Genomic DNA, 13810 nt, shown 5'->3' on the forward strand with positions numbered 1-13810 from the left:
GCACCCGGAGGTGCCGTGCGGGATCTTGTACGTGCTGCGCACCGGGATTCAGTGGGAGTACCTGCCGCAGGATCTCGTAAGGCGGACTCGGTACTCGCCGACCTCGGCCACGACCATGATGTCTACCGCGACCAGGTCCGCGAGCGAGGCATCATGCCCGTGATCGCCCGCCACGGAACACGACACGGCACCGGGCTGGGCGCCTACCGCCGGGTTTTCCGGCGGAACTTCGCCCGGCTGCGCGGCTTCCGCCGCCTGCGCATCCGTTGGGAACGAGGAGCCGACATCCACGAAGCGTTCCTCGGACTCGACGACTGCCTCATCACCCAGCGACAGATCCACTCACCACGCAGACGAACCCGAACTTCCACGGCAGGAACGCGACTTCACCGAGAAATGGTCCAGTGATCACGTCGACTTGCATACTGACTGTCATGGCTACCTATGACACGATCGGTGCGACGTATGCCCGGACACGACAGCCTGATCCGCGGATCGCCGCGCAGATCCACGCTGCGCTCGGGGATGCCACAGACGTGATCAACGTCGGAGCGGGCGCTGGTTCCTATGAGCCGCCGCAGACCGTCCTCGCGGTTGAGCCCAGCCAGGTCATGATCACCCAGCGCCCGCCGGGAGCGGCGCCGGCAGCGCAGGCCGTCGCAGAACACCTCCCTCTGCGGGACAACGCCGCCGACGCCGTCATGGCGCTCCTGACCGTCCACCACTGGGCTGACTTGGCGGCCGGAATCAGAGAACTGCGCAGGGTCGCCCGCCGCCGCGTTGTCATCCTGACATGGGACCAGCACGTCTTCCGCGAGCGGTTCTGGCTCGTACGCGACTACCTCCCTCAGGCCGGCGCCTTCGACGACACCCGTGCCGTTCCTACTGACCAGCTGATCGACCTGCTCGGCGGGGGACGCCAGGAGCCGGTCTGCATCCCCCACGACTGCATCGACGGATTCGGCGCCGCATACTGGCGCCGCCCCCACGCCTACCTCGACCCGCGCGTGCGCGCGGGGATCTCCATGCTGGCGCAGACCGGCGACGACGCACTCGCGCCGGGGCTGGCCCGCCTCGCCGCCGACTTGGCGACCGGCAGTTGGCATTCCCGACACGCCGAGCTGCTCGCGCTCGATTCCATCGATGTCGGTTACCGGCTACTCGTGACCGAACACTGACCCACGCACGTCGCCCCGGGAACGGCCGCCAGGGGCGGTGCAGGCGGCAGCCGCTGGGCCTCGGCCGGGAGGGCGCATGTCACCTCCCGACCGCAAGGCTCTCACCGGCAGCGGGCGTTGACCTAAGGGCAGACTTTCACCGGTCGTTCAGCAGGTCGGCTCCCGGGGCCGCCTCACCGAAGGCGCGGCGGGCGGCGCGACGCCACCGATTGGCGGGGAGCGCCGGGCGCAGTGCGGCGAAGGCACTGCAGTACTTGGTGAACACGGCGGGGCGTATCCCGTGGGCGTGCAACAGACGGTCCGCCTCGGTGAGGTGCCCGGTGGTCTTGGTCTCGACGAGCACGAGGTCGTCCGCGCACCGCACGGTACGCCCAGTGCGCAGGTCGTCGCAGACCAGTGCCGCGTCGCAGGTGATGCGCTCGCCGTCGGCCACGAAGGTGGCGCGCATGTAGTCGGTGCTCAGAGACGGTTCGATGGCGGCCGGGGCGCCTATGCCGTATGTGGTTCGCAGGGTGTCGGCGAGGAACCCCCGGCAGTCGGGGTCGAGCGGGGTGCCGGCTCCGGTCAGCGGACAGCGGCGTTTGACGGTGTCGCCGCGCGGCCCCTTGAGCTTGATCTCGAACTGCCGCTCGCCCGTGTCCGTGTAGACCCGTTCCCGGATCTTGAAGCGGAGCCGGCGGCCCTTGCGGTGGTCGTGGAAGGAACGGAGCTCGGGGGTGTCGTAGTAGACGGAGTGGTAGCGGAAGGCACGCCGACCGTCGATGGCCAGGGCGCGGAAGGGGCCCCCGGGCCGGTGCCGGTCGGTGAGCCGGCCGACAACGCACAGGAAGGTGTCCGAGGGCACGAGGTAGCTGTGGTCGAAGCGGGCGAGAAGGGCGGCCCGTTCGTTGAGCTCGTCGAGCGAGATGGGGTCGGCACCGTGGGCGGCGTCGCCGATGGCACGCACCGCGGCGGCCGAGTGGACCGGTGCGGTGGTCATACGGTCTCCCAGGCGGGCGTGGTCCGCGAGGTGGATCCGTCGGCGGGCGCGGGGTCCCGGTCGGCCGGGACCGCCGCAGGCTCGCGGTAGCGGACGTCGACGACGGTGAGGTCACGGACGAAGTCGACTTCCATGACCGTCCAGTGGAGGGGCTCGCCCAGGCGCCGGACGAGGTCGGCGCGGAGGGCGGCCGGGTCCTCGTGGACGGCGTCGAGGGTGACGACGGCGCGGCGGGTGCCGGCGAGGAGGCGGGGGCTGTCGGCCGCCCAGACGACGAGGAGCAGGGTGGCGCACAGCCCGGCGGTGAGCGCGAAGGGCAGCCTCGGCAGTCCGCAGAGCAGGCCGAGGACCAGGGTGGTGAAGTAGTAGGCGACTTCTTCGTGTTGCACGGCGTCGGAGCGGAGTCTGACGATCGAGAGCACGCCGAAGAGGCCGAAGCCCAGGGCCGCGCCCCCGGCGCCGCGCATCTCGGCGAGGGCGGTGACGACGGTGAAGAGGCCGGTGTTCAGGGCGAGGTAGGCCGGCACGAGGTCGCGCCGACGGTGGCGCGGATAGTAGATGGCGAAGGTGAGCATGCCGACGGCGGCGAGGTCGAGTCCGAGGTGGGCGGCGAGGTGCCCTAACGACTCCATGACTGCACTCCCTGTAGGTGCGAAGGCCGGAAGACTCGGAAGAACTGGTACGAGAGACAGACGATAGGTAAACGGATGGCGAACATACTTCCGCCTACGGAGAAACAATGCGCCTCCTTGATGGCCCTCGGCCCCAACTGACCGGAAGCACACATCTCCTGACGCATTCCCCGCTCTTGCCAGCGGCTTCTCCCTCCACAGAGGGCAGACCGGACCCACCCACTGCCGACGTGTGCGCCTTCGCCGCCTACGATCGGCCCCCCGAGCCCGGCGCCCTCGTCAGGGCCGCGGTCGCCCGCGGACACCGGGCCCACAGCAGGGGAGAAGGCCTACTTCGCAGATCATCGCCTGGTGGGCTTGCGGATCATTGACGGTGTCGGAGCGTCACATTTCGGCGTAGTTCGCGCGCCATGGTGACGAGCGATGCCACCGACTCGGAACCACTGTCGACAAGTCGTGGCGTTGGGTCGGACTCATGGCAGCCTCTGGGCGACCATCAGCGATCCGCACCGGTGGGTGATCCGGCGCCGTGACACCCACCAGTTGCGCACCAGACACCCAAGCACCATTCGAGCAATCCGTTCGGGTGAGTCTCGTTTCATGTGCAATATCGGGGGAAACGCCTTTCCGGGGGCTCGACTCAGTACAAGGAGACGCACCTATGCCACAAAAATCCACGAGATTACGCCAGACAGGACTGGCCCTTGGGGCTACCTTGCTTCTGCTCGGCTGCCTGACCTTCAGCGCGCAGGCGGCACCCGGCGAGTTCGAATACCTCAGGGCGGACAACAACAAGCCGGACACGATTTCTGACCCGTCATTGGGCTGTCGTTCCATTCCAGGCGGGGCTGCCAACGCCAGCAACCGCACAAGCTTTACCGCTACGGTCTACACGTCTCTCGGCTGTGGTGCCGGGAAGATCAAAGACATTGCCCCCAACGGCGGGACCTGGAACGGCGCTCCTCTCACTGTCGCCGGGTCGGTGAAGTTCAGCTGAGACGGTGCGGATCGCTGGAGGCGCTGCCAACGCGTGTCCCGGCACTGCAAGAGATCACCATTTTCGCGGCGGCTCCCGGGGCGATGAGCGTATCGCCTCCCGGGAGCCGTCCGCTGCTGTGCGCGACCGCTGCACGAGCGCATTCGCGTGTCTCGCAATAGCCGTCAGAGGCGGCGAGGGAATCGGCATTCCGGGACACCGAACCGGAGTTTACGTAACTCTCGAAGATCTCCTGTGGCGTTCGGGACAAGGGGGCCTCCTTGGACTCGGACACGGGAGGCAACATCATCACAATGGCGCTTCCGTGGGAGGCGGTTTCCGGGAACGATCACGTTCCGCCGTATCCGTTGCCCTTCTGAGAGCGAGGTGGAAGAAGCCGGGACGAGTGCGACTCGTCTCTACCAGCCGGTCAGGTCAACGAGGAGATCGCGGTGAGGGTCGTCCGGGGCCGGCTGTTGCCCAGGTTCACGCCTCGGTAACCCAGTGGGCCACCAGCACGTCACCGCCTGCGCGAAGACGCGCGGTCAGGCGGGCTGCCACAGCTCGACCCGATTGCCCTCAGGATCGGTGACCCAGCCGAATCGACCGACACCCTCCATGTCCTGCGTCTCCTTGGCCACGTCCGCTCCCTTGGCGCGCAATTGCGCGAGCATCGCATCCAGGTCGCGGACCCGGAAGTTGAGCATGGCCTGTTGGGTGCGGGACCCGAAGTAGTCGGTCTCGGACTCGAATGTCGCGAACACCGTTGGCCCGGTTCCCTGACGCCACAGGCCGTTCTCGTCGGCATCCAGGCCCAGGCAATCGCGATACCACGCGCTCAGGGCCGCCGGGTCGGCGGCCCGCATGAAGTAACCACCGATTCCAAGCACACGTTCCATGCCGCCATCTTGCCAGGACGCCGATCGCGCGGAAGGGCACCACACCACGGCCCGCTTCCCCCGCCGTCTGTCCGTCCCCGCCCAGTTCCTGCGGGCCGGCCTCACCACGTGGACTCCGCACATCGGGCCCGGCACCATGATCGTGTCGCTGATGAAGGGCATCGAGCGCGACACCGGCAAACGAGCGAGCGAGGTCATCGCCGAGGTGACCGGCGTGAGCGCGGACCGGATCGCGGTGCTGTCGGGGCCGAATCTCGCCCGGGAGATCATGACCGGGCAGCCCGCCACCGCGACCATCGCCTGTCCCGACGAGGACGCCGCACGCCGTTTTCAAGCGGCATGCCACACCCCCTACTTCCGGCCCTACACCAGCACCGACGTGATCGGCCGCGAGCTGGTGGCGCGGTGAAGAACTTCATCGCCCTCGCCACAGGCGTCGCAGTCGGCATGGGCCTGGGCGACACGCGGCAGCCCTCCGCTGCTCCACGAGAAGATCAGCCTCACAGGGGCCGCAGCCGCGCTGATGCAACGGCCCCCCAAGCCCGAGCGCTGACCCAGGAGCCCCTGCCCCGGGGCGCGCCTCCTGCGCCGTTCCCGGTAAGCGTGCCGCACGAGGCCAGGGTGCCGCGCGGCGCCGGCAGGCCCGCTACGAGGATCAGAGCCTGACGTGATCTTCGCAAGACCGCCGTGCGGCGGACGGCCAACGGCCGAATGCGGTCAACCGGGGCGGGAGAGGTGCCCACGCGCCGGGTACAGCGCGCAGACGCGGCCCGCGCAGGCTTCAGGACTCGAGTCGTTCCCGGTCTCCCATCACCACGACGGGGTGCTGTGCGGGATCCAGGACGCGCAGAAGGATCTTCATGCCGGTCTCCGGGACGGTGACGCAGGCCGACGTGCCGTCACCATGGTCCGTGTGCAGCCAGATTCCGCCGCCCTTTTCCACCCCGTCGGGGCGGCTCCAGTCGAAGGGCGGGGCGCTCTTGAGCCGGTTGTAGTCGATGGCGATGACGTAGTCGAAGTCATGGGCGTGGGCTTCGTCCGGATTCAGCATGGCCGCGTAGGCGTTGTCGTCCTGCCAGTACTCCAGCCGGCTTCCGGGGTCCTCGAGCGTGCCTCCCGCGTCGGTGAGGGTGAACACGCCAACAGGACTGCGCTCGTCGTCCATGTGGTGGTCCGTCGTCCAGCCCAGCCTGCCGTTGTGTGCGGGCCAGCTGGCCGTTCGCTCCCAGGTCGAGGACCGCCTCTGGTAGAGAACGGCGAGGCTGTCGGGTGAGTCCCAGCGTTCACCGTAAACGACCACCGCCTGTCTGGTACTGGCCGGTACCCGACTCCACATCCGGTCTCCGACGCCAGGAAGGCGAGTGCCCACAACCTCGCCGGGAGAGGCGGACGCGGCACCGGGTGCACCGCCAGGGACCTTTCGCACGGCGCCTTGGTCACACCCCGTGCCGACCGCGAGCAGCACGCCACAGACAAGAGCCGTACCTATGCCATGACGCACACCGCCGCGCCGCGTCGGCCGACGAGGGAACGGAGACACCGTGGATATCCGCATGATGACGATCTTGTGGGGGAACGGACGCGAACCGCACCCGGACGCGGCATCCGGCCCAATGGATTCCTCCGCCAGGCCAGTGCGGCCGGCCTCGCTCACCGCCCCGTCTGCCGGGTGCATCCGCTGCTCAGGCGTATCCGGCCCGTGCGCGGCGGGACCGCCCCGTCCAGCCGTCCCCTACATCGGCGGGCGGCTGTCCTACAGGACACGCTGTTCTCGCCGGCACGGACAGCCGGTCGGCGGGGCGGCGCCGTATGAGTACGCCGGTGCCGGCACTCCCGCAGGACGGCAGTCGTGATGATCAGCAACGCCTCCACGGGACGGAGCCGAGAACGCAGCGGCTCTCGGTCCACTCCCTCGGTCGTGCTCGAAGCCCGGGCCCGGATAGTGTGCGCCGTACCCAGCAGACGAGAGGCCACGATGAAGCACGGGATCATACGAACGGCCGCACGCGTGTTGCGCCAGCGCCCCGGTCTGCTCTGCTTTCCCGCTCTCGGCCTCTTGACCGTCGCGTTGGTCCTGGCGGCCTCCTGGCCGCTGCTCCTGCAAGAGGTCTGGCACCGGGCCGGGCGCGGCCAGGCTCCCACCCAGGCTCAGTCGGCCGGGATGGCACTCGTGGTGTGGACCGCCTCCGCGCTCAACAGCGTCTTCACCGCAGCCCTGCTCCACTCCGTACACGCGCTCCTCGGCGGAGAACGCCTCCCGCTGGGCGCCTCGCTGCGCGCGACCGGCCGACGTGTGCCCACCCTGCTCTCCTGGAGCCTGTTCTCGCTGGTAGCCGGTTCGCTACTGCGGACCGGAGAGTCCCTGGCCGGTCTTTCGACGCTCTTCGAACTGCTCGGGTTCTCCTGGTCATTGCTGACCTTCTTCGTACTCCCCGTCATCGTCGTCGAGGGAACCGGACTCGTGACGAGTCTGCGCCGGTCGCTCGCGCTCGGGCGCCACTCGCTCGGCCGGTGGGTCGCGGGCGGTCTCAAGCTCTTCATCACGACCGCACTGGTCGTCATCGGCGCGATCGTGGTGCTGATCCTCGCGGTGGAGTCCGACAGCCTGGCCGTCCTCTTCGCCACCTTCGCGGTGGTCGTGGCCTTGTTCCTGCTCGTCGCCGTCGTCAACTCCGCCGCATCCGGCATATACCGGACCTCCCTCTACCGCGAGGCCGTCACCACAGGCGGCCCGACCGGTCGCTAGTGTTGTGACCGCGAAGCTTCGCCGGTGTAACGCCAAAGCCCGCCACCCCGACGTACTCGCCGCCCAGCGCAAGGAATGCGCCCGCATCCCCAGCGACAGGGGCATCCGTCGGGGCGGACGCCCCCTCGTACCCGCGGCCTGATCATGCGATCCAGCCGAGAACGTCAAGTCCTCGTACTACGACCGATTCGGTACAGCACGTTCGGACGCAGTGGCCCTTCGGGTGCGGTGAGGTCGTCGAAGTCGTCGGCCGGGTCCCGGGTCATGCCGATCCGTCGCATGACGGCCTGTGAACGGAGATTGGTGGCCGTTGTCACAGCGAGCACCTCGGGAAGCTCAAGAGTGTCGAAGCCGTAGGCCAGTACTGCCAGCGCGGCCTCGGTGGCGTAGCCCTGGCCCCAGGCGGATCGGGCGAGCCTCCAGCCGATCTCCACTCCAGTGAACGGCATGCCGTCATCCACCTCGTCCAAGCCCGCGAAGCCGATGAACTCGCCTGTGGCCTGCGCCTCGACCGCCCACCACCCGTAGCCTCGCTGGTCGAACTCGGTCTGGAACCGCGCCACGGAGGCATCGCTCTGTTCACGGGTGAGTACGTCGCCCAAGTGCTCCCGAACCTCGGGATCGGCGTTCATCGCCGCCCATGGTTCAAGGTCTGAGTCACGCCATCGACGAAGGGTGAGGCGATCGGTGTGCAGTTCAGCCATCTGGCCAGCCAACGTGAGATGTCCCCCTGAGGCAATCCATTTTCCTTCAGGACGACACCACCACGCGGAATGGACATACACAGCTCGCTCCCAGGCCTGAACCGTCCCGTGCCGCCTCTCTGAGCCGCCTCGCAAGCTCGGTCGGTAAGGAGGCCTGAAACGCGGAACGCATGCGGCCGACATGCCGCACATGGCGTAATGAACCGCTCCGGCGGGTTCCCAGGTCACGTTGTGCGGAGGCGGTGATCAGTGCGGAGGCGGGAAGGCGGGTGGCAAACCGGGCCATGGGCACGGAGAGCATTGACCGATCGGAAGGTTTCGGCGAGCGGCTGCTAGGCCTGTTGCTGGACAGAGCGCGGCTGCTGCCGCCCCAGATGATCGCCCCGCTGATCGCGGAGGGAGTGGCCAGGATCGGCGGTCGTGACGTCTCCGTGCTGCTCCAGGACTACGCGCAGGAGCTGCTGGTGCCACTGCCGGGCAAGAAGCTGCACGTGGCCCAGCCAGAGTCGGTGGCCGACTCCCCGGCCGGGCGGGCCTTCCTGCGCGGGGACGTTGTCGAGGTACCGCAGGCCCCGGGCGGTGTCCGGATGTACCTGCCGCTGCTGGACGGCAGCGACCAGGTGGGCGTATTGGCTCTCACCCTGGACGCAGTCGGCGACGACGACCGGCGCCTGCTGACCAGGCTCGCCAGCCTGGTCGCCGACATGCTGGTCACCAAGAACGCCTACACCGACCAGTTCTTCCAGGCCCGGCGTCGGGAGCCCATGAGCGTGTCCGCAGAGATCCAGTGGAGCCTGCTGCCGCCGCTGACGATGTCCGTGCCCCAGGTCGAGGTGGCCGGCGCGCTGGAGCCCGCCTACCGTGTCGCCGGCGACAGCTTCGATTACGCCCTCAACGGCAACATCCTGCACATGGCCGTCATTGACGCGATGGGCCACGGCTTGGACGCCGCCACGATGGCAACCGTGGCCATCGGCGCTTATCGGCATGCCCGGCGCGTGTTCATCAGCCTGGACGAAAAGTACGCGTTCATGGACGATGCCATTTCCCGGCAGTTCGGGCCCGACCACTTCGTCACGGCGCAGCTGATGCACCTGAACATCACCACCGGTGAGATGGAGCTGGTCAACGCGGGCCACCCCGCGCCGCTGCTGATCCGCGACGGCCGGGTCGTGGAGCAGCTGGAGAGCGCGACGACGCTGCCCGTCGGCTTCGGCGGCGAAATGCCCCGAGTCAGGGAACACGTGCTCCAGCGAGGCGACCGGGTGCTCAGCTACACCGACGGCATCATCGAGGAGCATGTCGTCGGCGGGGAGACGTTCGGCGAGGAACGCCTCATCCACTGCGTCAACCGCCTGGGGGAAGTGCCCTCAGAGGGAGTGCGGGCGGATCTGCGCCGACTCTCCCACACGCTGAGGAGGGAACGGGGCGGGCGCACCACCGACGACGCCACCCTTTTCATGGTCGAGTGGCACGGGGGCACCGCCGACCACCTCATGACCCTCGACTGACCTCTCGACATCGACCGAGTCCGCACCCGACACCGCCGCCCAACGCCGACGACGACCCGTCCCCAGCGGTGTCGCATCGCGACAGGGGGGGGGACCTGCAAGCGCGCCAGGGGCAAGGGTGCCGGGGACACCCCGGTCGTGCAACGGTCTCATCCGGGGGCGTCCGTCTGGCACTCTCTTCCGGCCCCAGACCGTATGCCGTGGCGAGACCCCGCACACCGTTCGGAAGGCCTGCCCTGCGGCGACGGCAGATGATCCGGTCCGAACAGCCGAAGCCGCTGACCTCGCATCACGGTGACGGGAAGGCCGTGGGCACCCCGTCACCTTGCATATCCGGCACCAGCCGTAGGACGTCGTTGACTCCATGACGTTCACACGGTCGTGCAATGTCCGACCGGGCTGGCCTTGCGGGGGCGATTTCTCGAGAACCGCCATACGGCGTCGGAGTTGTTCTTCACACCCCTCGGGTTGTTGCAGTCATCGGATGCGCAGGCAGTCCGCGCTCGCGCGGAGACAACTGACAACGTGGACAGGGCGGTGGCCGCCACGAGCGTCGCGATTCGCTTCTTCACCCGCGTGAAACCCCTCTGCTTTCCCGTGCGACCGTGAGCCGCGTTGGCATGCCACTGCCAATTGCGAGTTGTCGACGTTCCTGCGCGGACCCCCGTGCCGCGCAGTCCGATCGAGTCGGTGAACGTCCCCTTCAGGATGCAGCAACGCGGCCGGTGAGTCGTGAGCGCTGAGTGCACAACCGTGTTGGCAATGAGTTCACCCGTGCCCGTGGAACGCCTGCTGCCGGTGTTCCTGCGGGGTGGTGCCGTAGGCGGCGCGGTAGGCGCGGCTGAAGTCGGTCGCGCGGGGGAAGCCCCAGCGGGTGGCGATGGTGTGGATGCGGGCGGCGCGGAGCGCGGGGTCGGCGAGATCACGACGGGCCGCCTCCAAGCGCAGGCGGCGGATCCATGCGGCGACCGTGATCTCCTCGTCCCGGAAGAGACGGTGCAGGTAGCTGGTGGAGATGTGGTGCGCGGCCGCGATCGTGGCCGGGGCGAGGTGCGGGTCGTGCAGGTGCTCCCGGATGAACGCCTGGATGCGCAGCGTGAGGGTCCGCCGGTGGGTCTCCGAGGGGAGACTGTCGTCGGCATCGAGGACGTGGGCGAAGAGCGCGGCGACCAGATCGGTGAAGACGGTGCCCAGTCTGGGCCCGTCGGCAGGCTGATACGCGGTCGTGTCCGCGCTCAGCTGGGTGAGGAGCCGTGCCAGCAGGGCACCGATCCCTTCCTGTGTCGACACCGGTGCCCCGACTATCCGGCCCACCGCGCTGCGCGGCAACGGCAGCACGGCCTTGGGAATCTCCAACGCAAGGGTTGTGCCCAGGTCCTCGGTACTGTGCACGTCGTTCGTCAGCGAAGTCGAGTTGATGAGCAATCCGTGCGGCTTGTACTCGGTCTCCCGGTGCTTCCACACACCTCCTCCGGCCCCGCGTAGGACGAGTGAGAGGTGGTACGCCTCAGGGTCGGACTGCCGGATCAGCTTCGGTGTGCGGCGGAAGACCAGCGGCTGGAACGTGGCAGTCCACATGGTGACAGCACCGAGGCCCAGCACGCGCTGGGAGGCCCGGAAGTCGTCGGCGTAGTCGCTCCGCAGTTCCATGGGGGCATGGGTACGGCCCAGTAGCTCGGCCCAGTAGCCGAACCGGTCCGGCGCGGGTACATCGTCACTCCGGAACACCAACTCGTCCAGCAACCGTCTTCCCCTCTTTCCCTGCAACCGCTGGTCAACGGCTCCCACTCAGGGATACACGGTGAAAGGGATGCCGCAGTTCCATTGCACCACGGTCGAACGACACGGGCAGGACAGCCCGGTTGCACGATCCGTCGGACATCGCCCGGCCCGTACCGTTCCCAGGGAAGACGTTACTGATGGTCACCCGGGTGGTCTCGAATGCAGATTGGAGAGCCGACCGTGCCGGGCCGGCCGTCCAGCACCGCGCGTATTGCTACGGGCTGTCACGGCCGGCCCCTATCGCTACGCCCTGTACCGATAACGGATCCGGCCGCGGGTGAGGTCGTAGGGGCTGAGTTCCACGAGCACCCGGTCGTACGGAAGGATCTTGATGTAGTTCTTCCGGATCTTCCCGCTGATGTGGGCGAGCACTGTGTGCCCGCTCTTGAGCTCTACCTTGAAGGTGGCATTGCGCAGGCACTCGATGACAGTGCCTTCGACTTCTACGCCCCCTGATGTTTTTGACATGGTCTCTCGGTTCTCCGGTTCTGTGACGGTGTAATTCGATGGGAAACGAATGCGGTGCGCGGTCGGGTGGGGCGCTCTCTGCCCTCCGCCGTACGCAGCCGACCCGTGGACGACGGCCGTCTGGCGCCCGCCCGTGGGAGCGGCCGTCACCACGCCTGCCTCGGACTCGATTTGGTCGTTCGATGCGGTGTGACGGATCGTCAGCTGCGGATGAGCTCCAGGGTGCCGGCCGCGCGCCGGGCACCGATGTTCTCGAACAGGGCGGTAGCCGCCGCGTTGGACTCGTTCACCTCAGCCCACGCCGAAACGGTCCCGGAGCGGTGCAGTGAACCCAGCGCGTGGGCCAGCAGCGCCCGGGCGATCCCGCGGCGGTGCCTGTCGGCCCGGACGGCGATCAGCCCGATCCGTGGCTGCCGGGTAAGCGGCGCCACCCGGATCAGCCCCACGTACTGGTCCAAGTGCCGCGCCACCGCGTACTTCGCCGGGTCGACGACGGTGGTCCCCGCCGGGCGGGGCAGCACCTCGGCCGGCATCGTCTGCCATCCGACGGCGGCCTCGACCTCGTCGCGGATGATGCGGTCCAGAGCCCGCAGCGGGGCCTCCTCGGCCTCACCGGAGGGCACGATGGTCACGCCGGACGGGGGCCGCACCGGGTCGAGACCGGTGATCTGTGGGTCGGTGGGCACGAGATAGCCCCATTCGCGGCGTGCGACGGCGAAGCCGGCCCGCTCCCAGGCGGACCGCGCGTCATGGTCGGCCTCGTCGACGACCGTGGACAACGGCGTCGGCAGATCCGTCAGCATCGCGTCGGCGATGCGGTCGAAGACCGCGCCGTGCCATGCGTCGATGCTGATGAAGAGCCGCCCGTCGGGTCGGCGTGAAGCGTCGCCTCGGCCGACCGTCCGGTCGTCCTCCACGGCGTGCCACTGCATGTTCGACACCCGCGTGACCACGACCGCGTGATTGCCCGTGCCCGAAGCGGAATGCGCAAAGTTCATAGCTGTTGCCTCTCAGGAGTGCCTTGTCTGAGGCGCTCCCGGCGACACCTACGTCAATCGCCCACCGTGACGAAAAGGGGGAGCACCCACACGGATACAGCCTTCATGGGTCTCACCTCCTCGCTCTCTCTCACGGCTGGCCAGACGCTACCAGCGGGGATCGGTCGGCCCAACCCATTTGATGCCGGCATCCCCGGCCTAAGAGGTTGTCTCACGTGGCAAGTTTCGCGAGCTTCTTGTAGCAGGTCAGGGCGGCGGCCATGGCCAGGCCTCGGCTCTGTCAGTCGTTGCGGACCACGTACGGGATCTTGAGACCACGAACAGCCCATGGCAGGCTCATGCCGCATGATCGATGAATTCGCGAAAGACAACTTGCACGGGAGACTGTGGCGGGACCGCAAGGCGCTGCTCTGGAAACTCGACGGCTTGTCCGAATACGACGCCCGCCGGCCTTTGACAGCGACCGGGACCAACCTCCTCGGCCTGGTCAAACACGTGGCCACCGTCGAGGCCAGGTACTTCGGCGAGGTCTTCGACCGCCCTTCCCCGGAACCGCTGCCCCGGTGGCAGGACTCCAACGGCAGCGATCTGTGGGCAACCGAGGACGAGACCCGCGATCAGATCATCGGGTTCTACCGGCGCACATGGCAACACTCGGACGCGACGATCAACGAGCTTCCCCTCGACGCCCCCGGCCACGTGCCGTGGTGGCCGGAGCCTTATGCCGACACGAACCTGTTCGCCATCCTGGTCCATGTCCTCGGCGAGTCCAACCGGCATGCCGGACACGCCGACATCCTGCGCGAGAGCCTCGACGGCCGGACCGGGTTGCGCGCCGAACACGAGAAGCAGATCGACGAGGAAGCCCGTGCAGCCTACTGCGCGAAGATCGAGCAGGCCGCCAGGTCGGCCGCACCAATCAAGGCTTAGAAGTTGT

13 protein-coding genes and 3 pseudogenes are annotated in these 13810 nt (G+C 68.0%); 8 read left to right on the plus strand and 8 right to left on the minus strand.

Annotated elements, in window-relative coordinates; all coding sequences use genetic code 11:
• Positions 1-42 precede the first annotated feature (42 nt).
• Positions 43-408, plus strand: a pseudogene (locus AVL59_RS54385) (hypothetical protein); the annotation flags it as partial.
• A gap of 26 nt (positions 409-434) precedes the next feature.
• The gene (locus AVL59_RS18685; protein WP_067317453.1) at positions 435-1178 is read left to right on the plus strand and encodes a methyltransferase domain-containing protein; all 744 of its coding nucleotides are present in this window, start codon (positions 435-437) and stop codon (positions 1176-1178) included.
• A gap of 136 nt (positions 1179-1314) precedes the next feature.
• Here the strand turns inward: AVL59_RS18685 and AVL59_RS18690 are convergent, their stop codons facing one another.
• Both AVL59_RS18690 and AVL59_RS18695 read right to left on the minus strand, forming a co-directional pair.
• Positions 1315-2157, minus strand: a complete 843-nt coding sequence (locus AVL59_RS18690) for a polyphosphate polymerase domain-containing protein (RefSeq protein ID WP_067305697.1) — start codon at positions 2155-2157, stop codon at positions 1315-1317.
• On the minus strand, positions 2154-2789 hold the full coding sequence (locus tag AVL59_RS18695; protein ID WP_067305699.1) for a DUF4956 domain-containing protein: 636 nt from the start codon (positions 2787-2789) through the stop codon (positions 2154-2156). The genes AVL59_RS18690 and AVL59_RS18695 overlap by 4 nt, the downstream gene beginning before the upstream one ends.
• A 661-nt stretch (positions 2790-3450) precedes the next feature.
• Here AVL59_RS18695 and AVL59_RS52210 point away from each other — a divergent pair.
• Positions 3451-3786, plus strand: a complete 336-nt coding sequence (locus AVL59_RS52210; protein WP_159399948.1) for a hypothetical protein — start codon at positions 3451-3453, stop codon at positions 3784-3786.
• Positions 3787-4310: 524 nt separating this feature from the next.
• On the opposite strand, the gene AVL59_RS18700 is transcribed toward AVL59_RS52210, so the two are convergent.
• Entirely contained in the window at positions 4311-4664 is a 354-nt protein-coding gene (locus tag AVL59_RS18700) for a VOC family protein (RefSeq protein WP_067305702.1), read from the minus strand.
• Between the two features lie 67 nt (positions 4665-4731).
• On the opposite strand from AVL59_RS18700, the pseudogene AVL59_RS54390 reads away from it, so the two are divergent.
• Positions 4732-5153: pseudogene (locus AVL59_RS54390) on the plus strand (NAD(P)H-dependent glycerol-3-phosphate dehydrogenase); the annotation flags it as partial.
• Between the two features lie 292 nt (positions 5154-5445).
• Here the strand turns inward: AVL59_RS54390 and AVL59_RS18710 are convergent.
• The gene (locus AVL59_RS18710; protein ID WP_308281811.1) at positions 5446-5964 is read right to left on the minus strand and encodes a hypothetical protein; all 519 of its coding nucleotides are present in this window, start codon (positions 5962-5964) and stop codon (positions 5446-5448) included.
• Between the two features lie 756 nt (positions 5965-6720).
• Here AVL59_RS18710 and AVL59_RS18715 point away from each other — a divergent pair.
• Together AVL59_RS18715 and AVL59_RS54395 are read left to right on the plus strand one after the other, a co-directional pair.
• A complete protein-coding gene (locus tag AVL59_RS18715) occupies positions 6721-7410 on the plus strand; it encodes a DUF6159 family protein (RefSeq protein WP_159399949.1) in 690 nt (229 codons plus the stop codon).
• A 10-nt stretch (positions 7411-7420) separates the two neighbouring features.
• A pseudogene (locus AVL59_RS54395) lies at positions 7421-7552 on the plus strand (IS630 family transposase); the annotation flags it as partial.
• Between the two features lie 22 nt (positions 7553-7574).
• Here AVL59_RS54395 and AVL59_RS18720 read toward each other — a convergent pair.
• Positions 7575-8114: a GNAT family N-acetyltransferase gene (locus AVL59_RS18720; RefSeq protein WP_067317455.1), complete on the minus strand. Its 540-nt coding sequence runs from the start codon at positions 8112-8114 to the stop codon at positions 7575-7577.
• Positions 8115-8398: 284 nt separating this feature from the next.
• Between AVL59_RS18720 and AVL59_RS18725 the strand changes: the two genes are divergently transcribed.
• Positions 8399-9625 carry a PP2C family protein-serine/threonine phosphatase gene (locus tag AVL59_RS18725; protein WP_067305709.1) on the plus strand — a complete coding sequence of 409 codons (1227 nt, stop codon included), beginning with the start codon at positions 8399-8401 and terminating at the stop codon, positions 9623-9625.
• A 768-nt stretch (positions 9626-10393) separates the two neighbouring features.
• On the opposite strand, the gene AVL59_RS18730 is transcribed toward AVL59_RS18725, so the two are convergent.
• The 3 genes from AVL59_RS18730 to AVL59_RS18740 all read right to left on the minus strand — a co-directional run bounded on the left by AVL59_RS18730 (position 10394) and on the right by AVL59_RS18740 (position 12873).
• Entirely contained in the window at positions 10394-11368 is a 975-nt protein-coding gene (locus AVL59_RS18730; protein ID WP_067305712.1) for a helix-turn-helix domain-containing protein, read from the minus strand.
• Positions 11369-11650: 282 nt separating this feature from the next.
• Positions 11651-11875, minus strand: coding sequence for a translation initiation factor IF-1 (gene infA / locus AVL59_RS18735; protein WP_067305715.1), 225 nt, complete (start codon positions 11873-11875; stop codon positions 11651-11653).
• A 200-nt stretch (positions 11876-12075) separates the two neighbouring features.
• Positions 12076-12873, minus strand: a complete 798-nt coding sequence (locus AVL59_RS18740) for a GNAT family N-acetyltransferase (protein ID WP_067305718.1) — start codon at positions 12871-12873, stop codon at positions 12076-12078.
• Between the two features lie 345 nt (positions 12874-13218).
• Here AVL59_RS18740 and AVL59_RS18745 point away from each other — a divergent pair, with 345 nt between their 5' ends.
• Positions 13219-13803: a DinB family protein gene (locus AVL59_RS18745; RefSeq protein ID WP_067305721.1), complete on the plus strand. Its 585-nt coding sequence runs from the start codon at positions 13219-13221 to the stop codon at positions 13801-13803.
• Positions 13804-13810 lie beyond the last annotated feature (7 nt).

Source organism: Streptomyces griseochromogenes (assembly GCF_001542625.1).
Lineage (GTDB): Bacteria > Actinomycetota > Actinomycetes > Streptomycetales > Streptomycetaceae > Streptomyces > Streptomyces griseochromogenes.